At 52.1% G+C, this 23,403-nt stretch carries 17 protein-coding genes and 2 pseudogenes; 8 read left to right on the top strand and 11 right to left on the bottom strand.

Features of this window, described 5'->3' with window-relative positions:
* Positions 1-2: 2 nt before the first annotated feature.
* Positions 3-626 carry a helix-turn-helix domain-containing protein gene (locus ACLHV8_RS24790; protein ID WP_208594385.1) on the bottom strand — a complete coding sequence of 208 codons (624 nt, stop codon included), beginning with the start codon at positions 624-626 and terminating at the stop codon, positions 3-5.
* An 88-nt stretch (positions 627-714) separates the two neighbouring features.
* Positions 715-3,489 carry an autotransporter outer membrane beta-barrel domain-containing protein gene (locus ACLHV8_RS24785; protein WP_208594386.1) on the bottom strand — a complete coding sequence of 925 codons (2,775 nt, stop codon included), beginning with the start codon at positions 3,487-3,489 and terminating at the stop codon, positions 715-717.
* Between the two features lie 395 nt (positions 3,490-3,884).
* Here ACLHV8_RS24785 and hemB point away from each other — a divergent pair, with 395 nt between their 5' ends.
* Positions 3,885-4,859: a porphobilinogen synthase gene (gene hemB, locus ACLHV8_RS24780; RefSeq protein ID WP_028017695.1), complete on the top strand. Its 975-nt coding sequence runs from the start codon at positions 3,885-3,887 to the stop codon at positions 4,857-4,859.
* Between the two features lie 72 nt (positions 4,860-4,931).
* Positions 4,932-6,632 carry a lysophospholipid acyltransferase family protein gene (locus ACLHV8_RS24775; RefSeq protein ID WP_208594387.1) on the top strand — a complete coding sequence of 567 codons (1,701 nt, stop codon included), beginning with the start codon at positions 4,932-4,934 and terminating at the stop codon, positions 6,630-6,632.
* Between the two features lie 105 nt (positions 6,633-6,737).
* Here the strand turns inward: ACLHV8_RS24775 and tauD are convergent, their stop codons facing one another.
* The 8 genes from tauD to ACLHV8_RS24735 form a co-directional block, all read right to left on the bottom strand.
* A complete protein-coding gene (tauD, locus tag ACLHV8_RS24770) occupies positions 6,738-7,586 on the bottom strand; it encodes a taurine dioxygenase (protein WP_208594388.1) in 849 nt (282 codons plus the stop codon).
* Entirely contained in the window at positions 7,583-8,410 is an 828-nt protein-coding gene (gene tauC / locus ACLHV8_RS24765) for a taurine ABC transporter permease TauC (protein ID WP_208594389.1), read from the bottom strand. Before tauC ends, tauD begins: the two co-directional genes overlap by 4 nt.
* Positions 8,407-9,174, bottom strand: a complete 768-nt coding sequence (gene tauB, locus ACLHV8_RS24760) for a taurine ABC transporter ATP-binding subunit (RefSeq protein ID WP_208594390.1) — start codon at positions 9,172-9,174, stop codon at positions 8,407-8,409. Before tauB ends, tauC begins: the two co-directional genes overlap by 4 nt.
* Positions 9,175-9,184: 10 nt before the next feature.
* Positions 9,185-10,147 (bottom strand): taurine ABC transporter substrate-binding protein, encoded by a 963-nt coding sequence (gene tauA / locus ACLHV8_RS24755; RefSeq protein ID WP_049007686.1) that lies wholly within the window; start codon positions 10,145-10,147, stop codon positions 9,185-9,187.
* A 172-nt stretch (positions 10,148-10,319) separates the two neighbouring features.
* Positions 10,320-11,252 carry a homocysteine S-methyltransferase gene (gene mmuM, locus ACLHV8_RS24750; protein WP_208594391.1) on the bottom strand — a complete coding sequence of 311 codons (933 nt, stop codon included), beginning with the start codon at positions 11,250-11,252 and terminating at the stop codon, positions 10,320-10,322.
* Complete coding sequence (gene mmuP / locus ACLHV8_RS24745) at positions 11,239-12,639, bottom strand: S-methylmethionine permease (protein ID WP_208594392.1); 1,401 nt, start codon at positions 12,637-12,639, stop codon at positions 11,239-11,241. The genes mmuM and mmuP overlap by 14 nt, the downstream gene beginning before the upstream one ends.
* Positions 12,640-12,871: 232 nt before the next feature.
* A complete protein-coding gene (locus ACLHV8_RS24740) occupies positions 12,872-13,600 on the bottom strand; it encodes a hypothetical protein (RefSeq protein ID WP_208594393.1) in 729 nt (242 codons plus the stop codon).
* Positions 13,601-13,785: 185 nt separating this feature from the next.
* On the bottom strand, positions 13,786-14,235 hold the full coding sequence (locus ACLHV8_RS24735) for a hypothetical protein (RefSeq protein ID WP_208594394.1): 450 nt from the start codon (positions 14,233-14,235) through the stop codon (positions 13,786-13,788).
* Between the two features lie 351 nt (positions 14,236-14,586).
* Here ACLHV8_RS24735 and ACLHV8_RS24730 point away from each other — a divergent pair, with 351 nt between their 5' ends.
* From ACLHV8_RS24730 to ansB, 6 genes and pseudogenes are all read left to right on the top strand, one after another.
* Positions 14,587-15,696 carry an AI-2E family transporter gene (locus ACLHV8_RS24730; RefSeq protein WP_208595090.1) on the top strand — a complete coding sequence of 370 codons (1,110 nt, stop codon included), beginning with the start codon at positions 14,587-14,589 and terminating at the stop codon, positions 15,694-15,696.
* Positions 15,697-15,816: 120 nt separating this feature from the next.
* Entirely contained in the window at positions 15,817-17,601 is a 1,785-nt protein-coding gene (locus tag ACLHV8_RS24725; RefSeq protein ID WP_208595089.1) for a diguanylate cyclase, read from the top strand.
* Positions 17,602-17,671: 70 nt separating this feature from the next.
* Positions 17,672-18,369: pseudogene (locus ACLHV8_RS24720) on the top strand (IS1 family transposase).
* Positions 18,370-18,774: 405 nt separating this feature from the next.
* The gene (locus ACLHV8_RS24715; protein ID WP_049007691.1) at positions 18,775-19,269 is read left to right on the top strand and encodes a molybdopterin-dependent oxidoreductase; all 495 of its coding nucleotides are present in this window, start codon (positions 18,775-18,777) and stop codon (positions 19,267-19,269) included.
* A 17-nt stretch (positions 19,270-19,286) separates the two neighbouring features.
* Positions 19,287-21,218, top strand: coding sequence for a putative bifunctional diguanylate cyclase/phosphodiesterase (locus ACLHV8_RS24710; protein ID WP_208595088.1), 1,932 nt, complete (start codon positions 19,287-19,289; stop codon positions 21,216-21,218).
* Positions 21,219-21,769: 551 nt separating this feature from the next.
* Positions 21,770-22,816 carry an L-asparaginase 2 gene (gene ansB, locus ACLHV8_RS24705; RefSeq protein WP_049006198.1) on the top strand — a complete coding sequence of 349 codons (1,047 nt, stop codon included), beginning with the start codon at positions 21,770-21,772 and terminating at the stop codon, positions 22,814-22,816.
* Positions 22,817-22,921: 105 nt separating this feature from the next.
* Here ansB and ACLHV8_RS24700 read toward each other — a convergent pair.
* Positions 22,922-23,068, bottom strand: a pseudogene (locus tag ACLHV8_RS24700) (YggW family oxidoreductase); the annotation flags it as partial.
* Positions 23,069-23,403 lie beyond the last annotated feature (335 nt).

The raw sequence follows: 23,403 nt of genomic DNA, 5'->3' as shown, positions 1-23,403 counted from the left end.
TATTAATATTCCGTGGGCAAACGGTTGATACTAACCAGTTTGCCCCGGCTCATACTGATATAGTTTCCTTGCCGTAGGGCTGCGAGAACCTCTGCAACAACCGAGCGTGAAATACGCGTACTTTGTTGAATATGATTCATCACACCAATTTTTGAACGCAACGCTTCATCCCATTCCGCCATATTCAGCAGCATGGCGCGGATCTGGTGATAGGAGTTATTTCCCACCAGCTGCATATCGCGTTTTCCAAGAATGTAATTTATCCAGGATAACCAACCGAAAGCGTCTTGCCACAGGGAATTCTGTTGCAGCAGTTGGCGGGTAGTTTCAGTGGGCAAATAAAAACCCGTGCAGGATGCTTTGGCTATCACCTTATATTCCTGACAGGAATTAATCATCACGGCGGACAAACCAAAAATAAAGGGCGCTGTCGCGATGCCCACAAGCAGTTCATCCGAATGTCGATAGATTTCGATGATACCGGTCTGTACTACGATCGTCCGGGACTCACTACCCTTGCCGGAGGTAATTAATTGCTGTGGGGCACATTTAAAAGAGGTACTGGCTGATTTCAAGTACTGTTCGAGCCGGCGTAATTCAGAAAGTGGTTTCGCATTAACGTTCATGCAGACCTCAAGGCATCCGTATTTGTCGGTTCAATATTATTTTTATTTCTGTATATAAAAAGCGGGGGATATCCCCCCGCCTTATTCATTACCAGGTATATTTCACACCCAGATTTGCCCCCCAGTTCTGGTCAACGTCGCCGCCGCCCAGATAAGTGGCATCAGTGTAAGCACTGAAGTTTTTCGTGAAGCTGAACTGGGTGCCCAGCCCTACCCGCACAGCTGAGCCTTTCACGCCGTTATCAATGCTGTCGCCGTTAATATCAGCATTGTTATCGGCATCATCATACACGTAGGCCAGTTTGAAGTAAGGGGTCAGAGCCTGATCGCCGCCGTAGTTGAAGGTGTAACCGGCATCGACACCGAGTTCATAACGCAGGCTATCGTAAGATTGCCCATCCATGCGCATGTCATTGCTGAGACGATAGTCATCACCGGACTGGAAGAGGCCAGACACCGCTGCGTATGGCGTAACGTAGCCGGAGAGGTTTGGCTTCCAGTCATAGCCCAGTTTCAGCCCAAAACCCACTGCGTCATTGGTGGTGTTACCGTCAACATACTGACCGTTGCTCATGTTAGCAGAGAGATCGCTGTTGAAGCGGGTATAGCTCAGGGAACTGTCGAGGAACAGATCGTTCATGAACTTCGCCGACGCGTAGATCATCGCCGTCTGGCTGTCCTGATCGACCTGACCGCTACGATCGCTGATATCTCCCTTCGCAAAACCTGCCGCTCCGCCGACGATCCATTTCGCGTTATTACCGTCAATCTGGGTATCCAGACCCACCATAATACCGCTCACGTCCTGATCGTAGCTGATTACACCATTGTCACCGTCGAAGTTGCCACCGAAGTAGCTCACCCACGCCCCGCCGTTATCCGCCAGCCCGTGACGGCTGTTGGTCAGACGCGTTCCGACGGTATCCTGCTGCAGGTTCCAGATGTTGGTATTGGCAGAAGGGATGCTCAGCGCCATATTCGCGTAGTCGGTCAGCGTTTTCTGCTGGAGGACAACGGTGTCACCCTGCTGCTGCGCCTGATAGGTGTAAGCACCTAAATCGGCTTTGTTTGCGGCAGTAAAGCTGGCTGCTGTATCCGCGTTATTGTCATAGACGCGAACGATCTCTTTGTTTTTGTAATCGGCTACGGAACCTGCACCGGTCGCATCGTCGATGCGTACTTTGTAGTTGCCCGCAACGTCACCGTTCACCGCCAGATGGCCGTCAGAGTTAATCGCCACAACGCCGTAGTCATAATCGGCATTGTGCTTATCGTTGGTGATATAGCGCGCGTTGTTCAGATCGCTGTTCAGCACGTAGTCACGGCTGGCAACGTTCAGCACACCACCATCGCTCAGCACCATATTGTGCGTATCAACCTGACCCAGCCCCAACGCCAGCTCTGCGCCGTTATCCACGGTGATGGTGTTGGCATAGAGATCGGCCGTTTCTTCCGTCAGTGCCGCGCGGCTATTGCTGTCCAGATACAGATGGTCAGTGGCCACACCACCGCTATCGCCGATATTCAGCGAGGATGTATTGGTCAGCGTAATGGAATCAGCCAACAGGCCTGAGTTTTCAACATTGACCTGCGACTGGTTGTTTACCGTCAGCATGTCGATGTTAGAAAGCTTGCGGGTATCCCACTCAGAACCGTTATCCAGCGTAACGTTGAAAAGACCGCTCTGATAAACCGATTCTCCCGCAACGTGTCCGTTGCTGTCATAGGTGGAGTCCGGCCAAATGCTGTTGGGGGACAGCGTGCTCCAGTCTACGTTGCTATAGCCCAGGCCGTACATTTGAGCCGTGCCGATAGCCTCGACGCTGGACTGTGCCGCGCCCACCCATTTGCTGCCGTTAGTGAGAGTCACATCCAGCTTATCGGTACCGTCCCAGCCGTTAGTCGTGGGGTTATAGATGCCATCCTCGGTGGTATCGGTTGCCGGATCGCCATTCGGGTAGAAGTTGTTGTCGAAGGTACTGGAGAATAAAATATCGCCAGTGATGGTGGAATGATCGAACGTGGCAGAGGTCTGCATCGCGTTGTCAGATTCGCTGGCTGACACAATCAGCGCCGCATCATCTGCTGCTGTCGCATTGGTTTCACCATAGTCGCTCGGCTTCGCGGTTTGACCATAGAACCCGCTGGTACCCAGATCGCTATACGCGCCAGAAGTCAGTACAGAATCTTTCACCACAAGCGTGTCAGTAAACACCTTGCTGCTGTTAGCCACGCCTTCAACGCCGTCGTACGGGGTATTATCCCGCTCCTGATAACCCTGCGTCAGGGTAATACCGGCAACGTGAGAATTATTCTGGATAACAATATCCGATTCCACATCCAGGGTAATCGCATTGCCCAGACCATAAGTATCAAGATAATGTGTTTCCGTATTTTCCCCGTTAACAACGTCATACGCATAGTGCTCGTAAGTGTCGTTAATAGTGGAATTGTCGACGGTCAGGCTAAAACGATCGTACTGCGAATGGATCGTACCGTCGGTATCCAGGCCATCAGAACACGAAGCGGTCATACATTGAGAGGTGATCATGCCATTAATAGTGCTATTGGAAATGCTCAATGCATTCGCCCGACCATTAACACCCTCATCCAGATAATATGTGGAAATAACACCATTCACGGTGGATTTATTCATCACCGGATAAATATCACCGTCGTGAGCAACGTCAGAGTCATTCCAGTCCGTATAACCATAATACCAGGGAGTGGAAGCTGTATTATCATATCCAAAAGTATTATATGTCGTACCGGAAATATCTTTCGCATTGGCCTGAGAAGCGATAGCCAGGGTGCAGGCTAATGCAAGTTGAGATACAACCAGTTTCTTTTTCCATGTTTGCATTGGGTCATCCCTCCTCAGGGACGTAAGCAAGTTTGTCCATCAATCATTTGGCAATATTTATTGCGGAGGGAATTATGCATTTTCAATTCGAAAAGGTTCAATGAATGTTTCCATTAAGTCCGTATCCAGACAATTGACCTTAAGATACATGAAAAGAATAGGGTCACAATAGATAAATATTATAAAAACATAACGTTAAAATACTTACCAGCAGATGCGAAATATATAATCAAAAATAATAAATCACTTTCAAACATGCATGACCATTAATATAGAAGCAGCACAAATATTTCATTAGCGAATATCGCAAAAAACAAAATGCCCACTTTAGTAAAACACCCGTCTTCACTTTGATGTACACTAGCCCTCTTTGTTCCACAAACATCAGGCATACCATGACCGATTTAATTGCACGCCCCCGCCGCCTGCGCAAGTCACCTGCACTGCGCGCTATGTTTGAAGAGACAACACTGACCTTAAACGATCTGGTGTTGCCGATTTTTGTCGAAGAAGAGATTGATGACTATAAGGCCATCGAAGCCATGCCTGGCGTGATGCGCATTCCGGAAAAATATCTGGCGCGTGAGATCGAACGCATCGCCAACGCCGGGATCCGCTCGGTAATGACCTTTGGCATCTCCCACCATACCGATGCCACCGGCAGCGACGCGTGGAAAGAAGATGGCCTGGTCGCTCGTATGTCCCGCATCTGCAAAGAGACAGTGCCGGAAATGGTGGTGATGTCTGACACGTGTTTCTGCGAATACACCTCTCATGGCCACTGCGGTGTGCTGTGCGATCACGGCGTGGACAACGATGCCACCCTGCTTAATCTCGGCAAACAAGCGGTCGTCGCTGCCGCTGCCGGTGCGGATTTCATCGCGCCATCCGCCGCGATGGACGGACAGGTTCAGGCGATTCGTCAGGCCCTGGATGCTGCAGGTTTTACTGACACTGCCATCATGTCCTACTCCACCAAATTTGCCTCCTCGTTCTACGGCCCGTTCCGTGAAGCAGCGGGTACAGCGCTGAAAGGCGACCGTAAAACCTATCAGATGAACCCGCTTAACCGCCGGGAAGCGATTCGTGAATCCCTGCTTGATGAAGCCCAGGGCGCAGATTGCCTGATGGTGAAACCGGCCGGTGCTTATCTCGATATCCTGCGCGACATTCGCGAGCGTACCGAGCTGCCACTGGGCGCTTATCAGGTAAGCGGTGAGTACGCGATGATCAAATTCGCCGCCCTGGCAGGTGCGATTGATGAAGAGAAAGTGGTTCTCGAAAGCCTCGGCGCGATCAAACGCGCAGGCGCGGATCTGATCTTCAGCTACTTCGCGCTGGATCTGGCCGAGAAAAAAATCCTCCGCTAATCTTCACCAAACTGCAATACAACCGACATCTGCTCCTTCTACTGTCTTCGCAAGACGGCAGGAGGAGTAATCATGTTTAGCCTCGATAGCGTTCTCGACGATCTTTGGCCTCAGGCGAGGCCAGCACCCTGGCAAAAAAGTCTGTTAAAAAGACTGTTTTACGAAGACGAATTCCAGCAATTTGCCGCAGCACACCGCCACCTGAAAGGTCTGGATATGGTGGAGCAAGTTCTGGAGCACCTTGATATTCTCTGCGCCGTTTCCGCCCGCGATCTCGAACAAATCCCCGAACATGGCCCGCTGGTCATTATTGCCAACCACCCGACGGGTACGCTTGACGGGCTGGCGCTGTTGTACGCCGTCTCCAGGGTACGACGCGATGTCAAAGTCGTGACCAACCGGATGCTGACTCACCTTGAGCCCCTCAGTTCGCTGTTTATTCCAGTGGACAATATGGGTGGCAGGACGGCGAAAACGTCCCTGGTCCAGATGGAACAGCATCTGCAAAACGCAGGCGTGTTGATTTTCTTCCCGGCGGGAGAAGTTTCGCGGCCCACGCGTAAGGGTATTCGCGATAAAAAATGGCACTCTGGCTTCATCAAACTCGCCAGTAAACTGCGCGCCCCGCTGCTGCCAGTGCATATTCAGGCGCATAACAGCCTGCTCTTTTATGCCAGCACGCTGGTCTCCCCGACGCTGTCGATGCTGTTGCTGATGCAGCAGATGTTCCGCCGCCGCCATAGCCAGCTGCCGATTAAAATCGGCCAGCAGATCGCCTGGCATCACTGGCATAGCGCCACCCTTTCGTCACGTGAGATGGCCGAGCAGTGTCGTCAGCACGTGATGCGTCTTGGCAAGGGAGTGCCTGGCGTCTTTAAAACCCAGTGCGCTATCGCCCGCCCGGAAGACCGGGCCACCCTGAAACGCGCGCTGGCGCAGGCCGAATGTCTGGGCAAAACCAGCGACGGTAAAACCATCTATCTTTGGCAACGTAACGGTCAGGAAGATGCCCCGCTGTTGCGCGAGCTGGGCCGCCTGCGCGAAATTGCCTTTCGCGCGGTGGAAGAAGGGAGCGGCAAACGCCGGGACACCGACCGTTATGATGATGATTATCTGCATCTGATCCTGTGGGATGATGAGGATCTGGAGATCGTCGGCGCGTATCGCTTTATGCCTACCGCCAGACAGGTTGAGCGTCGCGGTCTGGAAGGGTTGTACAGCTATAGCCTGTTCCACTACGACAACAAAATGCAGGATGTGCTGGAGCACGGTATTGAACTGGGGCGCAGCTTCATTCAGCCACGCTACTGGGGACGTCGTGGTCTGGATTATTTGTGGTCCGGCATTGGGGCGTACCTTGCACGTTATCCGCACTATCGCTACCTGTTTGGCCCGGTCTCCATTTCCGGCGGCTTACCGCCTGCCGCACGGGATTTGCTGGTGGCATTTTACCGTCTCTGGTTCCCGGCGACACATCCATTAGCCGCCTCACGTCAGCCGTATCCGGCATCGCTGCCGGATGTTCTGGCACAGTTTAGCGGCGTGGATTATGTGGATGACCTGACGAAGCTTAAATCGCTGCTCGGAAACCTCGGTTGCGGCATTCCCCCGCTCTACAAACAGTATTCCGAGCTTTGCGAACCCGGCGGCGTGCAGTTTATTGATTTCGGCAGCGACCCGACATTTAACGACTGCGTCGACGGACTGGTGCTGGTGGATTTGTGTTACCTGAAGGCGAACCGCTATCAGCGGTATATTGAGGCGCACCTTTAAATGTGCGGTATTTTGTAGGCCGGGTAAGGCGTAGCCGCCACCCGGCAATTGTGCACCGTTTTCGCCGGGTGGCGCTGCGCTTGCCCGGCCTACGGGAGCGACGGGTTAAGGACGGTAAAACGGCTTATCGCCCAAAATCGTTGCCCGCTGCATAATCCGGCGCTGCGGCAGGTAATCCGCATTGGCGTAATGCTGAGTCACGCGGTTATCCCAGATCGCCAGATCGTTCTCCTGCCAGCGCCAGCGTACCTGAAATTCCGGTTTAGTGATATGCGCAAACAGGAAACTCAACAACGCCTCGCTCTCTTTTTCCGTCACGTCCACAATGCGCGTGGTGAACCCTTCGTTGACGAACAGCGCCTGCTTGCCCGTTACCGGGTGAGTACGCACGACCGGATGTAGCAACGGTGGATGCTTTGCAACCGCTTCCTGCCAGCGCTGATGTTCTTCTTCGCTCTTACGGTACTTGTACTCCTGGAACGATTTTTTGAAGTCATGCTCCGCCCGCAAGCCGCTCAGCAGCGTCCGGAACGGCGCGGACAACGCTTCAAAGGCCGCTATGCCGCTAGTCCACAGCGTATCGCCGCCGGTTTCCGGTAACAGCTTCGCCGCAAGAATCGCCCCGGCAGGCGGCGTCTCAATAAAGGTCACATCAGTGTGCCAGTTGTCGTTATCCGGTGGATTATCGTTGTGGGTATCCAGAACGATAATCTCCTCCACGCCTTCCGCATGCGGATAGACGGGGTGGATATGCAGGTCACCAAAACGCAGCGCCAGAGCGCGCTGCTGCTGCGGGGTTATCGCCTGTTCGCGCAGGAACACCACCTGATGGCGCAGTACTGCGTGGTACAACTGCTCGAACTGGTTATCGCTCAGCGGACGGGTCACATCCAGCCCCGACACCTGCGCGCCAATGTACGGCCCCAGCGGGGTAATGGTCAGACGTTCACTCATTGTATTTCTCCATGCCAGGGCGTCAGGCGGCGCTGTAACGCGCGCAGCCCCAGTTCTAATCCAAAGGCAATCACGGCGATCACCGCAATTCCTGCCAGTACCACGTCAGTCGCCAGAAACTCTCCGGCAGACTGCACCATAAACCCAAGGCCGCGCGTGGCTGCAATCAGCTCCGCCGCCACCAGCGTGGACCAGCCCACGCCGAGGCCGATGCGCAGTCCGGTTAAAATCTCCGGCAGCGCGCCGGGTAAAATCACGAACAACAGCACCTGCGTGCGGCTTGCTCCCAGCGACTGCGCCGCGCGGATCCGCACCTGCTGGGCGCTCTTCACTCCCGCCAGCGCCGACATGGCGACCTGGGCAAAAATCGCCAGATAAATCAGCAGAATTTTTGACGTTTCACCAATACCAAACCAGATCACCATCAGCGGCAGGTAGGCCAGCGGCGGCACCGGGCGGTAAAGCTCAATCAGCGGGTCGAGAATGCCGCGAACAGTCGGGCTCAACCCCATCGCAATTCCCACCGGAATACCAATGATGACCGCCGCCAGCAGCGCCACCAGAATACGGGCCAGGCTTGCGCCTAAGTGCTGCCACAGCGTGGCATCCATAAAGCCCTGCGGCCCGGCGATGGAAATAAGTTTGGCCAGCACCTGTCCCGGCGGTGGCAGAAACAGTGGGCTAATCCACTGCTGGGCAGCCACCAGCCACCACACCGCCAGTAATGCCAGCAGCGTGCCGACGCTCAGTGTGATTTGGTGCGAGAAAGGCCAGCGCAGCACCATACGCGTGCGGCGCGTTTTTTCACTGAAGACGATGCTCATGAGAACGCCTCCCGTTGTTCAAACACGCGGCTTAAGACGTATTCACGCTGTTCGATAAACAGCGGATCGGATTTGATGCTGCGCACGGGTTCTCCTGTGACGTAGCGACGGGCGAAATCCAGCGGCAAACGCTCCAGCACGCGGCCTGGCCCTGGCGATAACAACACCAGTTCGGTGGCCATAAATACCGCCTCTTCAATATCATGCGTGATCAGCAGCACCTGTTTGCCGGTTTCATGCCACAGGCGCAGCAGCAGGGTTTGCATCTGCTCCCGGGTGAAGGCGTCCAGCGCCCCGAACGGCTCGTCCAGCAGCAATAGCTGTGGATTCGCTGCCAGCGCACGGGCAATACCTACGCGCTGGCGCTGACCGCCGGAAAGCTGCCAGATAAAGCGTTTTTCCGCCCCTTCCAGCCCCACTTTTTTCAGCATCGTCCGTGCCGTTTCCAGCCGCTGTTCGCGACTGATGCCCGCAAGCTGTAGCCCAAACGCCACGTTTTCCTGCACATTGCGCCAGGGAAGTAATCCTTCGTTCTGGAAGACCACGCCGCGCTCGGCGCCCGGGCCTTCCACCTTTTGGCCTTCCAGTTGAATGGTGCCATGCTGATAAGGGACAAACCCGGCGATCAGATTCAGCAGCGTGGTTTTTCCGCACCCGGACGGGCCCAGCACCACCAGCAGTTCTCCGCTGTCCAGCGTCAGGTTAATGTCCTCCAGCGCGGGTTTACCGCCGTAATCGGCGTACAGGTTCGTAATATTCAGCATGGCGGACTCCTTATTTCACAAAACGATCGGTCACGTACTGGCTGTAATCAGCGGCCACCGCAGGCACTTTGCCCTGCTCTTTCAGGAAGGTGGCGGTATCAACAATCGCTTTGTTTACCGGCCCGGTCAGCTGCTGCACCTGCTGTGCGGGGGTGAGATAGGTATTGCCTTTCACCAGCCCCGGTACGTCCGCTTGCGGCACGCCGCTCAGGCGGGAGAGTTTTTCCAGGTTGGCGGGCTGCTTCAGCCATTCATCCGGGTTGCTGATATAGGGCTGCTGGGCGTCAATCGCGCTTTTGGCGAAGGCTTTCACCACCTCAGGGTGTTTCTCGGCGAAGTCTTTACGCACGACCCACACGTCGAGGGTTGGTGCGCCCCACTGGCCCACTTTTTCAGAGTCGGTCAACACGGTACCGTCTTTTTCCAGTTCGTTGACAGCCGGTGCCCAGACGTACGCGCCGTCAATGTCGCCGCGCTGCCAGGCCGCGATAATTGCCGGCGGCTGCAGGTTGATAATTTGTACCTGACCCGGTTTGATGCCCCAGTGTTTCAACGCCGCCAGCAGGCTGTAGTGGGTGGTGGAGATAAACGGCACGGCGATGCGTTTACCGATCAGATCTTCCGGTTTGGTGATGTTTTTCTTCACCACCAGCGCTTCAGAGTTACCGAGCTGCGAGGCGAGCAGGAACACCTCAATCGGCACCTGCTGGCTGGCCGCAACCGCCAGCGGGCTGGATCCGATATTGCCGATCTGCACATCGCCGGAGGCTAACGCACGCACGACGGACGCACCGCTGTCGAACTTGCGCCAGTCAACCTTCGCGCCGCTCTCTTTGGCAAAGGTGTTGTCCGCCTGCGCGACTTTCGCCGGTTCCGCAGAGGTTTGATACGCGACGGTGACGTCTACCGCCTGCGCCTGAAATGCCCACAGCGCCAGTGCGCCGAGAAGTGTGATTCGCGATGAAATTGCCATAGTGCCTGCTCCCCTTGTTGTTATGAGGGCAGTATTTCCGGCGCGGGAATTTTGATAAAGGAATAAAAATGAATCGCTCATAACGATTCGTTTTTAGATAAAAAGCGGGAAAGGATAGTTGATTTTGTGCGGTGTAGCTTTTTCCCTCTCCCAAAGGGAGAGGGTGAGGGCATCAGCGCTGCGCGTTCAGCTCAGCAATATCTTTCGGCGTGGTCCGACAGCATCCACCGATTAATTTGGCCCCTGCGTCCAGCCACTGCGGCAAATACCCTGCCAGCGTCTCGCACACTTCACCGTGGTGGTGCCAGGTTTTGGTTACCGCGTCATAATGCTCGCCCGAGTTCGGGTAAACCACCAGAGGCAGCGAGGTCAGACTCTGCAGGTGTTTCAGCGCCGCGGTGGTGTTTTCCAGGGCGATGCAGTTGATGCCCAACGCGACAATCTGCGGATAATGCCCCAGCTTCGCAATCACTTCCCGCAGCGGCGTACCGTCGCTCAGGTGTTCGCTGTCCCGCAGGGTAAAGGAGAACCACGCCCGGGCGCGGGGATACTCGGCCAGGAGTGCCGCCAGCGCTTTGATTTCCCCAAAAGACGGCAGCGTTTCGCAGGCCAACAGATCCGCTCCCGCATCCAGTAGCGCTTCTACGCGTGGACGGTGGAAGGTGGTGAACTCTTCTTCGCTGCGTACATAGTCGCCACGATACTCAGAGCCGTCCGCCAGATACGCACCATACGGCCCAACGGAACCGGCCACCAGCAGCGTACCCGCATGCGGGTTCTCAGCCAGATACGCTTCGCGCGCCTTACGCGCCAGTTCCACGCTTTTGCCAATTAACGCCCGAGATTGCGCCTCGTCCAGACCGCGCGCTGCAAAGCCCGCAGGCGTGGCCTGATAGCTGGCGGTGATCGCCACCTGCGCGCCTGCCCGGTAGTAGTCGAGGTGAACTTCACGGATAAGATCCGGGTTTTCGACCAGCACTTTGGCAGACCAGAGGCTGTCTGCAAGATTACAACCACGAGCTTCCAGCTCCGTTGCCATCGCGCCATCCAGCACCACAAACGGCTGTTTTTCGAGGATGGCGGTAAGCGGATTATTCTGCGACATGTTCAGGCTCCTGCGATGTCATATTTCGGGTCAGGTAGTAGGCACCATAACACAGGGCAACAAACGGAAGCCCGCAATAAAGGGCAATGCGCTGGCTTGGGTCAAACCACAGCCCAACACAGGCCACCACACAGAGGATAAATCCGAGCACGGGAACCAGCGGATACCATGGCGCGCGGTACTGCAAAGCCGAGAGAGGCTGGCCGGACTGTAAATGACGACGACGGAAAACAAAATGCGACGCACAGATGCTGATCCACACCGCCACCACCGCAAAGCCAGAAATCGCCGACAGCGCCACAAACACCGTGTCCGGTGCCACCACGCTTGAGAACAGCGCCAGCACGCCGCCAAGCATAGAAACGGATAGCGCCGTCAGCGGTACGCCGTTCTTATTAACGCGAGCAAAACAGCGCGGCAGCGTTTTCTCGTTCGAGAGCGACCACAGCATGCGGCCAGAAGCATAGAGCCCGGAGTTAGCCGCCGAGAGGATCGCCGTCAAAATCACGAAGTTAAAGATGTCTGCGGCGTAAGGAATACCAACCTTTTCAAACACCAGCACGAACGGACTCTTTTCCACGCCCGCCTGCTGCATCGGGATCAGCGCCGCCAGCACAAACACGGTACCGATAAAGAAGATAATCAGGCGCGCGATGGTGGTGCGGATAGCGACCGGGATCACCTTATGCGGATTTTCCGTCTCTCCGGCTGCAATACCGATAAGCTCTGTGCCGGAGAAGGCAAAGTTCACCGCCACCATGGTCATCAGGATCGGCAGGCCACCGTGCGGGAACCAGCCTTCAGCCGTAATATTTGTTAAGCCCGGCGCAGGCGAACCGTCCTGCATCGGGATAAAACCAAAGATTGCCGCACCGCCAAGAATAATAAAGGCGATAATGGTGATCACTTTGACCAGAGAGAACCAGAACTCTCCCTCGGCAAAGAAGCGCGTGGAGATGACGTTCAGGCCAAAAATCACCGCGCAGAACACCACGCACCAGACCCAGACGGGCACCTGCGGGAACCAGTACTGCATGCAGAACCCGGCGGCAGTAAAGCTCGACCCGAGCGCTACCGTCCAGGTCAGCCAGTAGAGCCATGCCACGGTATAACCCGTCGCCGGCCCCAGATAGCGAGCGGCGTAGACGTGGAAGGCACCGGTTTCCGGCATCGCCACGGAAAGCTCGCCCAGACACTGCATCACCAGCCAGACCACCAGCGCGCCTATCAGGTACGCCAGCAGCGTGCCCGCCGCCCCGGTCGTGGAAATGATGTAGCCGGTATTGAAGAATAACCCTGTCCCAATCACGCCACCCAGCGAGAGCATAATCAGGTGGCGTGTTTTCATGGTGCGCTTAAGCTGCCCATTTTCTTGTTGTGTTTGCATATCACCTTCTATACGTATGGACATCTAAACATCCAAAGAAGGTGTGTTATACCGCGATTGTTAATAAAAAGCTAGATGACCAGGCGCAGACGGGCGCGACGCGCGCTGAGTTTGGGGTGGGTTGTGAGGATCACATAGAGAATCGGACGCCAGGCCATAAGCACCTCCGCAAGCAGATACTTATGATTTTTACCAGGTGAGAGCAATCCGACCTCATGCGAAAGTTAGTTTATTATTCTTTTTGCAGAGCGTTATTAAATAATTCTTGTGCATATTTTTTTACATTATCATTAGACAACTCCTGCAGTTTTTCATATTGCACATTATCTATTTCCAACTCAACCTTATGACTCCCGCCAGAGCTTTTGTAAAGCATGAAAAACAAAAAAATCAATCCCACACTGAAAATATACCTAACCCATTTATCACGTCGAAATAAGAATCTTGACGCGCTAATAACATGTGATAAAACTAAAAAAATTAACAGAGCCAAAGGATAACAAAAAAACAGCACAGCATACCTAAGATATTTATCCTGAGAAACTGAAAACAAAGAGTATAAATAAATAAAAAGGCAAACAACACCCACACCTGTAAAAACGAATGCTGCGGGCAAGCAAATCTGCCACATCTTAAGAACAACAAGTCGTGAACTTTTGTATAAATACCTTTGAAATAATCTTCTTTTAAAGTAAAACCTAAGAACCATCAATGTGCTATTTAGCAAAAAAAGAATCAACATAGGATAAAAAACAAAGAAGCTTAGCAACGCTTCTGAAAACACGTCCTCTGATAAATAGATAGAAAGATACTCATTTAGTAAAACGAAAGCAATCAGACACATCCCCCCGAAAAAGTAGAGAAAGAATCCCTCACTTTCTAGTCTCCATCCATTTTCTACTATTTTTTTGAAAATAAAAAAATGCCTTCTAAATTTTTTCATTTCGCTCACTATTTTCATTATCACTTATTTCCATTGGATTTTTTTGCTCAGTATACTGTGACAATTTAAAGATGGGGAAAACATAATCTTGAAACACTTCTGAAAAGTCCTTCACCATGTTTCATCCTGAATTGTTCATAATCTCAACCGAACATAGTATGAACCATCGCTCCCCTCTCCCGTTTGGGGAGAGGGTGAGGGAATTACTCAAGGGTAATCATCCCCTCCTCCGTTCTGAGCCAGCGCGGCATTTTTAGCGTATCAGAGTAGTAGGTTACTAGTTCAAACAACAGATCTTGCATCATACGTTCTGCTCCTGCCATCAGAGCACCACTCATTAACAGTTGCGTCAGAACCTGACAGTAATGACCTAACTGATCAGGTTCCGGTTCGAATACAGGCAGACGTGTTGGGAGGGACTCCACGGTCAGGTTCTCCTTCAAATGCTCCGGCACAGGTTCAAGTAGTGTGGGTTGTAATAATGCCAGGCAGACAGAGAGTCGTCCGCACAGGGCAAGCCTTGTGGCGAATTCGTCACACTCCACCAGAGCGTCAACAAATCGCTCGCAGTTGTCCGCTAGTTCAGTGAAATCGGTGTTGTGGGTTAACGGCAATGTAAATAATGGGTGAGTCTGAGTTAGGGTCGTAGCCATAGTGGCAGCCTCCGATGAATGATGTAAACACCGCCATCAGAGAGGTCAATCTCATGGGTGGCGGGCTGAGCGAAGTTGACCTTACCGGCTTCATCGGATACCGGCGCACCTTACGATGCCCTCACTCAGCCCACCATTGAGGTATAGCAGAGCGCACGACGCATGATTATACGTCACCGATGAAGAAAGCAGGAGGTCAATCCCGACGCCTGATTTTGCAGGCGTGGCAAAACGATACTTCTATATCCATTATCTAACAAGGGTCATTATCTGAAGCAGCCTCGCAATTATTGGTAAATCCCTAAATCAGTTCTATAGTCGACACAGTTTCTTAGTAACCAGGACTGACTGATGCGCTTTAACGGACTGACCAAAGGTTTCTTTATTTTTATTCTCGCCCTTGTCACCTGGGCCTTCTTCGACGTGCTGTCGCCCTACTTCTCCGCCATTCTGTGGGCCGCGATCCTGACCGTCATCTTTAACCCGGTAAAAAACAGATTGCGCGCCGCGCTAGGGGATCGCAACGGCTTGGCCTCGCTGCTGACCATCGGCATCATCTGCCTGATTGTGTTTATCCCGTTGACGGTGATCCTCTCCTCACTCGCCATTGAGCTGAACGTGGTTTACACCAAGTTACAGGAGAACAACACACAATTCCCGGAAGTGGTCGCAGGCCTGTTCAACCGCCTTCCGGATTGGGCCAGCGGCTTCCTGGCAGATCACAACCTGAACAACGCGGCACAAATCCAGAAAAAACTCTCGGATGTCGCCCTGCAGGGTGGACAGTACCTGGCCGGCAGCGCGTTTCTGATTGGCAAAGGAACATTTGGTTTTGCGATTAGCTTCGGCATCATGCTTTATCTGCTGTTCTTCCTGCTGAAAGACGGCCCGTATCTGGTGCGCCAGATCCTCGACTCCCTCCCTCTGTCGGATTTCGCCAAGCAGCACCTGTTTGCCAAATTCGTCGGCGTGTCGCGTGCCACGGTAAAAGGAACGGCGGCGGTGGCAGTGGTTCAGGGCATTCTCGGCGGGATTGCGTTTGCTATTGTGGGGATTGACGGTAGCGTGCTCTGGGGCGCGCTGATGGCGTTCCTCTCGCTGGTGCCCGCCATCGGCTCGGCGATTGTCTGGGTGCCTGCCGCCATCTTCCTGTTCGCCACGCATCAGATCTGGCAAGGGCTGTTTATTGTGGGCTTCTTCGTGATCGTCGTCGGGCTGGTGGACAATATCCTGCGCCCGCTGCTGGTGGGAAAAGACACCAAAATGCCGGACTACCTGATTCTGATCTCGACCCTCGGCGGCATGGAGCTGTACGGCATTAACGGCTTTGTGATTGGGCCGCTCATCGCCGCGCTGTTTATCGCCTGCTGGAACCTCTTCTCCGGGCGCGATCACGAAGGTAACGCCGAAGAGCTGGACGCGGATTTCATCGAAGAAGGAAAGAATCCTCCGGATTTGTGAGGATGTGACGATAAAAACCATACCAGGCGGCACTGTGCCGCCTTTTTTTTCGCCTTAAATCAAACGTTTTCTATAATTTGAAAGAACGCCATCCTACTCATGTCGTAAAAGGATCATCAGGTGCGAATCGCGACGATAACAAACTGGGCCTATGGTGCCACTGTCTGCCTGACCATCGCCTCCGGCATCATCATGCTGATGGCCTCCAATGCCGACACCGCAGAACGTCAGGCGGTGGAACAACGCCAGCGTTTTGATGGGCTTACTGAAGATGTGGAGACCGACGCGTGGGCGCAGTCCGATTTGGCACGCCTGTACGTCATTAAAAAAGATCCGCAAACCTTCAGGGAATACCAGCAGTCAGAGGGCTATCTGAAGAACATTGAATTCCGGCTGGAAAAACTGCGGGACAATGGTGCATCAGATGATGAGCTGTCTCTGCTGCGTGAAGGGTTAAAAATTATTGATGAGCTGCAGGATGAGCAGCAAACCGCGCTTTCCAGCCTGGAACGAGGAGAAGACGCTCAGGCCATTGCTCTGCTCTATGGTGAGCCCTATGAGAAGGAGCTGGAGCGCGCGCAGAAGCAGATCGATCACTTTCACCAGATACTCGACAAACGCGTCATCGCCTCCGTTCAGGATGCAACCAAAAAATCGAAAGCGCTGCGTACGGCTTCTGAGCTGATGGTCGCTCTGACCGCCCTGCTGTTCTTGTTTGTGCTCGGCTTTATATTAAAACGTCGCGTGCTGCGCCCCGTGGTGCGTCTGAGTGATGTGGTACACCGCCTGGCCTCACAGGATTACGCGGTTGAAACGCCCAATTTCAACCAGATTGATGAGATCGGCGATATGGCTCAGGCCATCCGCATCTTCCGTGAAAACGGCCTGGCGCGACAACGTCTGGAAAAAGAGCGTGATGCCGACTGGGCCATCCGCGAGCTGCTGGCGCGCATGACCCAGCGACTGCAAGGGTGCGAGAACTTTAACGATGTGATTAACGTGGCGGAGCTGTTTGCACCGAATATCGCACCGGGGATAGCGGGCCAACTCTACGTGCTTGACCGCGATCCGTGGCAGATGCGCTGTGTCGCACAATGGCTTTCACCGATCGGGGAAAAGACGACATTCCATCCGGATGAGTGCTGGGCCGTGCGTCGCGGGCAGAGCCACCCGCCGGTAAATGGTGAGCCAGATATCGCCTGTTACCACCTGCCGGAGTCACAGTCGAATAGTTCACTGTGCGTGCCGCTTATCGCCCAGGGCGAGGCGATTGGTTTGCTCTCCTTCCAGAATATCACTGCGGATAATGCCCCTTCCCGCGCGTATCTGGAACTGATGGCCGAAGCACTCGGTCTGGCGCTCGCCAACCAGCGACTACGCGACGCATTGCTGGAAAAAGCCCTGTTTGACCCGCTTACCGGTTTGCGTAATCGTCATCATCTGGAAGATACCCTGCAAACCCAAATGACGCAGGCGATGCGTAACGGTGAACCGTTAAGCTGCATGATGATCGACATCGATCACTTCAAGAGCATCAATGACCGCTTCGGCCATGAAGCGGGCGATCAGGTGATCAAAAGCGTGGCGTCGATTGTTCAGCGGGCGGCACATGACAATGGACTGGCGTTCCGCTATGGGGGCGAAGAGTTTCTGGTTCTGCTCTCCGGTGCTGGTGAAGAAGAGGCTCACACCTGCGCACAGAAGATTTACAACGGCGTGCATGAGCTGTCGCTTCGCTACGGGCTTACAGAAATTGGGCCGGTGGATGTCTCGATTGGTATTGCCAGCTATCCCCAGCATGCCCAGAGTGACAACCTGCTGCGCGCCGCGGATGTGGCCCTATACCGGGCGAAAGAGTTGGGTCGGTCAAGGATTGTGAGTTTTGGGATGCTGGAGGCGGGCTGATTAAACAGGTTTTCCGGTAATGGTGCCAACTTACTGATTTAGTGTATGATGGTGTTTTTGAGGTGCTCCAGTGGCTTCTGTTTCTATCAGCTGTCCCTCCTGTTCAGCTACTGAAGGCGTGGTGCGTAACGGTAAAAGTACTGCCGGACATCAGCGCTATCTCTGCTCTCACTGCCGTAAAACATGGCAGCTACAGTTCACTTACACCGCTTCTCAACCCGGTACGCATCAGAAAATCATTGATATGGCCATGAATGGCGTCGGATGTCGCGCCAGTGCACGCATTATGGGCGTTGGCCTCAACACGATTTTACGACACTTAAAAACTCAGGCCGCAGTCGGTAAACTCACGCATACAACCGGGCAGTGACGTCATTGTTTGCGCGGAAATGGACGAACAGTGGGGTTACGTCGGCGCTAAATCACGCCAGCGCTGGTTGTTTTACGCGTATGACAGGATACGGAGGACGGTTGTGGCGCACGTATTCGGTGAACGCACGTTGGCCACGCTGGAGCGTCTTCTGGGCCTGCTGTCGGCCTTTGAGGTCGTGGTATGGATGACGGATGGCTGGCCGCTGTATGAATCACGCCTGAAGGGAGAACTGCACGTTATCAGCAAGCGATATACGCAGCGCATTGAGCGGCATAACCTGAATCTGAGGCAGGCATCTGGCAAGGCTGGGCAGGAAGTCACTGTCGTTCTCAAAATCGGTGGAGCTGCATGACAAAGTCATCGGGCATTATCTGAACATAAAACACTATCAGTAAGTTGGAGTCATTACCGGTTTTCCGGTATGAATTTTTCCCGCCAGCGACAACGTGGCTTACACGTTCTCGCCCAGCTGGATAAACGTACGGCTTCGCCACCCGTTATGTTGTGTTTTTCTACGTTACCGGGCCGGGTAAAATCAGTAGTGTGAGAAAATATCAATCAATTAAAGCGATCATTTTTTAAACGCGGGGGAGTTTATTCAAGTAACATTGGTTTATCTCAACAACTTAACCGTTTTTTATGCAGAAAACACCCTGTCACCTCACAAACACAACTCATTGATTTCACTTGATTTACACGCAAAAAATGTATAAAAACAGTAGCGTCTCAACAAAATATATAAACTAGTATGATAACTAAATTATAATTCTTATACTTCTGGTAAAAAAGTGGAGGCCAAAATGCGATTAATCCTACTGCTGTTATGCTGTCTGGCACCGAGTTTGACCTGGGCTGGCGACCTGCCAAAACCAGTCGGTAAACCCATTTTAACGATTTACGGTAATATAGAAAATACCAATGATAATGGGAAAGCAGTGTTTGATCTCGCCAGCCTTGAAAAACTGGGTATGGTGAGTTTTGAGACAACATCCCCCTGGTATAATGGCCGCACTAAGTTTGAGGGCGTTCCAATGAGCAAACTCATGGATTATGTGGGTGCGAAGGGATCAAACATTAATGTTATCGCGCTCAATGATTACTCTACCGTCATCCCTCTCAGTGACTTCAAAAAATACAACGCCATACTTGCCCTAAAGGTTAATGGCGAATATATGCGCATCCGCGATAAAGGCCCATCGTTCATTGTATACCCCTATGACAGTCTTCCTGAGTTGAATAATCAGATTTATTACTCACGATCAGCATGGCAGGTTAGCAAAATGAAGATTGAGTAGTCGTTCAGGAGAACATAATGAACAGGATACTGGTTGGTATCATTTTTTCTCTTTTTATCACGACAGGATATATTGCATACCTTGTTTATGATCGACAGCAAGAGTTGCAAAAACTGACTCAATACACTGAGTCCTGGTCAGTGGCCCAACTGGTATCTGAGTATTACCGTTTTGAATCATGGCTTGGTCTATACGCAACCGATACCGATGACGTTACGATAGACCAGGTCCGCATGCGACTTGAAATTATGCTGAGTCAGGGCGATTTAATGAAAGGGGGAGATTTAGGTCACTATATTGACAGCGATAAAACGCACCAGGAGCTCGCTTCACGCGTAGAGCAAATACTGAACTATCTGGATGGTCATCTTGAGAAAATGAGCCATTCTGAGTTACAGGCATACCTGAAAAATATGCATATGCTCGATGCACCACTGAGTCAACTTTCTGCAACAGCATTAACGAAAGACATTAACACGGTTAATGAATCCAACAAGAAAGTACAGATACTTTATTATATTTACTCTGCTCTTTCATTGCTCCTGGTGATATTAAGCTTTATCCTGGGATTTTTAATGATCTATCAGAACAAAAATATTCTCAAAGCACATATGCAGGTTAAAAGCCTTGCTGAAGAGCTCCAGTTATCAAAAGAAACACTGCAAATTCAGAATGCGAAGCTGGAATATGATGTCTATCATGACTCCCTCACCGGGATGAAAAACCGACTTTACTTCTGGGACGATCTCAACAAAATTAATCTTCAGGCAGATAAAAACCATATCCCTGTAACGGTAATGTTATTTGATTTAGACCGGTTCAAAGAGGTCAACGATACCTATGGCCATGATACCGGCGATTTACTGTTACGTCAGGTATCCCGCCGTCTGACTTCAATGAGTTGCGATTCAGAGACATTTTACCGCCTGGGCGGTGATGAATTTGCGCTTCTGTCCAGTGGTTTAACCGAAACAGCGGCACTTTCGCGAGCCAGAGAAATCAGCGATGAGATTAGTCAGCCCTATACGATTAATAATCAACTTATAAAAATTGCTACCTGTGTGGGTATCGTTTTATCAGACAATGAACGACGCTCTGATTATCTCTATAAATTTGCCGATCTGGCGCTCTATGAAGCCAAAAAAGAAGGTTCACAGCAGATAAAAGTCTTCCGTCAGTGGATGATGCAAAGATTGCAGGAAAGCAGAACCCTTGAACATGACATGGCACTAGCACTCGATAACCATGAGTTCGTTGTATATTACCAACCTATTGTCGATTCATTCAGCAATCAAATTTACGGATATGAAGCGCTTATTCGCTGGATACACCCGGTGAAGGGGATGCTGTCACCTGATTACTTTATTTCTGTCGCTGAAAAAACCGGGATGATCAATCAGATCGGCAAAATTGTGCTTGAGCTTGCCTGCCGGGAAGCAGCGCTATGGGCGATTCCGGCAAGGATCTCCGTAAACGTCTCACCTATTCAATTGGGTAATAAATCATTTACGACGATGGTGCAATCCATCCTTAAAGAGACAGGACTACCGGCTAACCGACTCGAGTTGGAGGTGACGGAATCTTCTCTTTTCAGTGACAGCAACATGCCAATCACTATCCTCAAAAAGCTCAGATCTCTGGGTGTAAAAATTTCCATCGATGATTTCGGAACGGGATATTCGTCGCTCTCAAGACTGAGTGAATTGAATTTTGATAAAATTAAAATAGACAAATCCTTTGTGAATCCTATTTCCACACAGGATGATGCGCTTAATATCGTCAAATTGATAACCGGTATGGCGAAGAGCCTCAATATGAGTGTCATCGCAGAAGGTGTTGAAACCGAAGCGCAGCTTGAACGTCTTCAGGCACTTGGCTGCGATCTCGTGCAGGGATATCTATTCGGAAAACCTCAATCTCAAGTCGACCTAAAAATCAAAAACGGCTAAATCACATTTAGCATTTTCTCCTGCTTTACACAGCACTTTTTCATTATCCGTTAACGCTTTAGTAACGGAAAAAAAGACGCCTCGTCAGGGAACGGTGGCGTCCAGAATGAAAAAACCAGGCATCAATTCCATCAAGATATATGTGTCGAAAACGGTACGAAACCGTTTGCGTACGCATTATCTCACAGCAGGAGAGTGCCATCAGCTACTAAAATGGGTAATACCGATGCGGAGTTAGTCCATCACCTCTGCTCAGGTGGCCAAATTCAGTGTGGCCTGGTTTGATGAACGTCGTATTGATTGATGAGTTGAGGAATAAACGGGTATTGCTGAAAGTGCTGCTGGGAAGATGGAAACCCTTTCAGAGTGGTTGTGGCAGGTTTTTCAGAAACGTAGCAACGGCGATTTTGCTGGTGGTTCGGGTGGAAGCGACATCCACCTCTAAATTTAACAATCTAAAAAATACATTTGTCTGGTTAACTGGATGAAATCACATTATTCAACTATGAGGTTGGGATAATACGATAAATTCACGTAACTGGAGAAATAACATGGAGTTTTTCAGGAAAACGGCACTGGCAGCACTGGTTATGGGTTTCAGCGGTGCAGCGCTCGCCTTACCGAACATCACCATTTTAGCGACCGGCGGGACGATTGCCGGTGGCGGTGACTCCGCAACTAAATCTAACTATACGGCGGGCAAAGTTGGCGTAGAGAATCTGGTCAAAGCCGTTCCTCAACTTAAGGATATCGCTAACGTTAAGGGTGAGCAGGTCGTCAATATCGGTTCGCAGGATATGAACGACGACGTCTGGTTAACCCTGGCGAAAAAGATCAATAACGAGTGTGACAGCACCGACGGCTTCGTGATTACCCACGGTACAGACACCATGGAAGAGACCGCTTACTTCCTCGATCTAACCGTGAAGTGCAATAAGCCAGTGGTGCTGGTTGGCGCAATGCGTCCGTCTACCGGGATGAGCGCAGACGGTCCGTTCAACCTCTATAACGCGGTGGTGACCGCGGCGGATAAAGCCTCTGCCAGCCGTGGCGTGCTGGTGGTGATGAATGACACCGTGCTTGATGGGCGCGACGTGACCAAAACCAACACCACCGATGTGGCGACCTTCAAATCCGTAAACTACGGACCGCTGGGGTACATTCATAACGGTAAAATCGACTACCAGCGAACGCCTGCGCGTAAGCATACCACCTCCACGCCGTTCGACGTTTCTAAGCTGAATGAGCTGCCGAAGGTCGGTATCGTCTATAACTACGCGAATGCTTCAGATCTGCCGGCAAAAGCGCTGGTGGATGCCGGTTATGATGGGATTGTGAGCGCGGGTGTGGGTAACGGCAACCTGTACAAAACAGTCTTCGATACGCTGGCAACCGCAGCGCATAAAGGGACTGTTGTGGTGCGTTCTTCCCGCGTACCGACGGGTTCAACCACGCAGGATGCTGAAATCGATGATGCGAAATACGGTTTCGTTGCCTCTGGTTCCCTGAACCCACAGAAGGCACGCGTACTGCTGCAACTGGCGCTGACGCAGACTAAAGATCCGAAACAGATCCAGACGATGTTTAATCAGTTTTAATCGCTGAAGGCGGCTGCGCTTATCAGACTTGAAAGTCAAAGTGATAAGCGCAGCGCCATCAGGCAGTTTGCCGGATGGCTTTATCCGGTAAATGCACTTAGGATCTTATTCGGTGAGAAACAGTTCAGGCAGCGAGTTTAAAAACAGTTTTCCGTGCTGGGTGATCTGCCAGTGCGTCTCACTCTCGGTCAGATCCCCCTGAGCAATGGCCTCATCAAGCGGCTGACGAATCACCGTCTCCGACAACCCCGTAGTTAGCCTGGATAATAACGGGCAGAAGAGCACAGGTGAAGATCAGCTTAGTAGCGTGCTAACAGCCTGTAATATACTGCGCGCGGCGGATGTGGCCCTGTACCAGGCAAAAGAGCTGGGAAAAGCGAGGATTGTGAGCTTCACGATGCTGGAGACGGGGTAATCGTTAGCCCGCAACCGTTGGCTTCTCTTGCCAAAGGCTTTCTACTGGTAGTACCAGGGCGGATTGCTGAGACACAGCGGTGGTTACTAATATCACCAGCAAATTTGATGCCCGTCAAAGAAATATGACTACATGGCTCAAGAAGTTAATGGGCAAGTCGATACTCAATATG

This window comes from Enterobacter sp. CPE_E863 (assembly GCF_046521465.1).
Classification (GTDB): Bacteria; Pseudomonadota; Gammaproteobacteria; order Enterobacterales; family Enterobacteriaceae; genus Enterobacter; species Enterobacter adelaidei.
Note: the sequence above shows the minus strand (reverse complement) of the source record. Positions and strands in the feature narration are given on the sequence as shown.

What these genes read in the sequence shown, in the direction of transcription:
- ACLHV8_RS24790 (WP_208594385.1), bottom strand. Translation starts at nt 626, where the DNA reads ATGAACGTTAATGCGAAACCACTTTCTGAATTACGCCGGCTCGAACAG.
- ACLHV8_RS24785 (WP_208594386.1), bottom strand. Translation starts at nt 3,489, where the DNA reads ATGCAAACATGGAAAAAGAAACTGGTTGTATCTCAACTTGCATTAGCC.
- hemB (WP_028017695.1), top strand. Translation starts at nt 3,885, where the DNA reads ATGACCGATTTAATTGCACGCCCCCGCCGCCTGCGCAAGTCACCTGCA.
- ACLHV8_RS24775 (WP_208594387.1), top strand. Translation starts at nt 4,932, where the DNA reads ATGTTTAGCCTCGATAGCGTTCTCGACGATCTTTGGCCTCAGGCGAGG.
- tauD (WP_208594388.1), bottom strand. Translation starts at nt 7,586, where the DNA reads ATGAGTGAACGTCTGACCATTACCCCGCTGGGGCCGTACATTGGCGCG.
- tauC (WP_208594389.1), bottom strand. Translation starts at nt 8,410, where the DNA reads ATGAGCATCGTCTTCAGTGAAAAAACGCGCCGCACGCGTATGGTGCTG.
- tauB (WP_208594390.1), bottom strand. Translation starts at nt 9,174, where the DNA reads ATGCTGAATATTACGAACCTGTACGCCGATTACGGCGGTAAACCCGCG.
- tauA (WP_049007686.1), bottom strand. Translation starts at nt 10,147, where the DNA reads ATGGCAATTTCATCGCGAATCACACTTCTCGGCGCACTGGCGCTGTGG.
- mmuM (WP_208594391.1), bottom strand. Translation starts at nt 11,252, where the DNA reads ATGTCGCAGAATAATCCGCTTACCGCCATCCTCGAAAAACAGCCGTTT.
- mmuP (WP_208594392.1), bottom strand. Translation starts at nt 12,639, where the DNA reads ATGCAAACACAACAAGAAAATGGGCAGCTTAAGCGCACCATGAAAACA.
- ACLHV8_RS24740 (WP_208594393.1), bottom strand. Translation starts at nt 13,600, where the DNA reads ATGAAAATAGTGAGCGAAATGAAAAAATTTAGAAGGCATTTTTTTATT.
- ACLHV8_RS24735 (WP_208594394.1), bottom strand. Translation starts at nt 14,235, where the DNA reads ATGGCTACGACCCTAACTCAGACTCACCCATTATTTACATTGCCGTTA.
- ACLHV8_RS24730 (WP_208595090.1), top strand. Translation starts at nt 14,587, where the DNA reads ATGCGCTTTAACGGACTGACCAAAGGTTTCTTTATTTTTATTCTCGCC.
- ACLHV8_RS24715 (WP_049007691.1), top strand. Translation starts at nt 18,775, where the DNA reads ATGCGATTAATCCTACTGCTGTTATGCTGTCTGGCACCGAGTTTGACC.
- ACLHV8_RS24710 (WP_208595088.1), top strand. Translation starts at nt 19,287, where the DNA reads ATGAACAGGATACTGGTTGGTATCATTTTTTCTCTTTTTATCACGACA.
- ansB (WP_049006198.1), top strand. Translation starts at nt 21,770, where the DNA reads ATGGAGTTTTTCAGGAAAACGGCACTGGCAGCACTGGTTATGGGTTTC.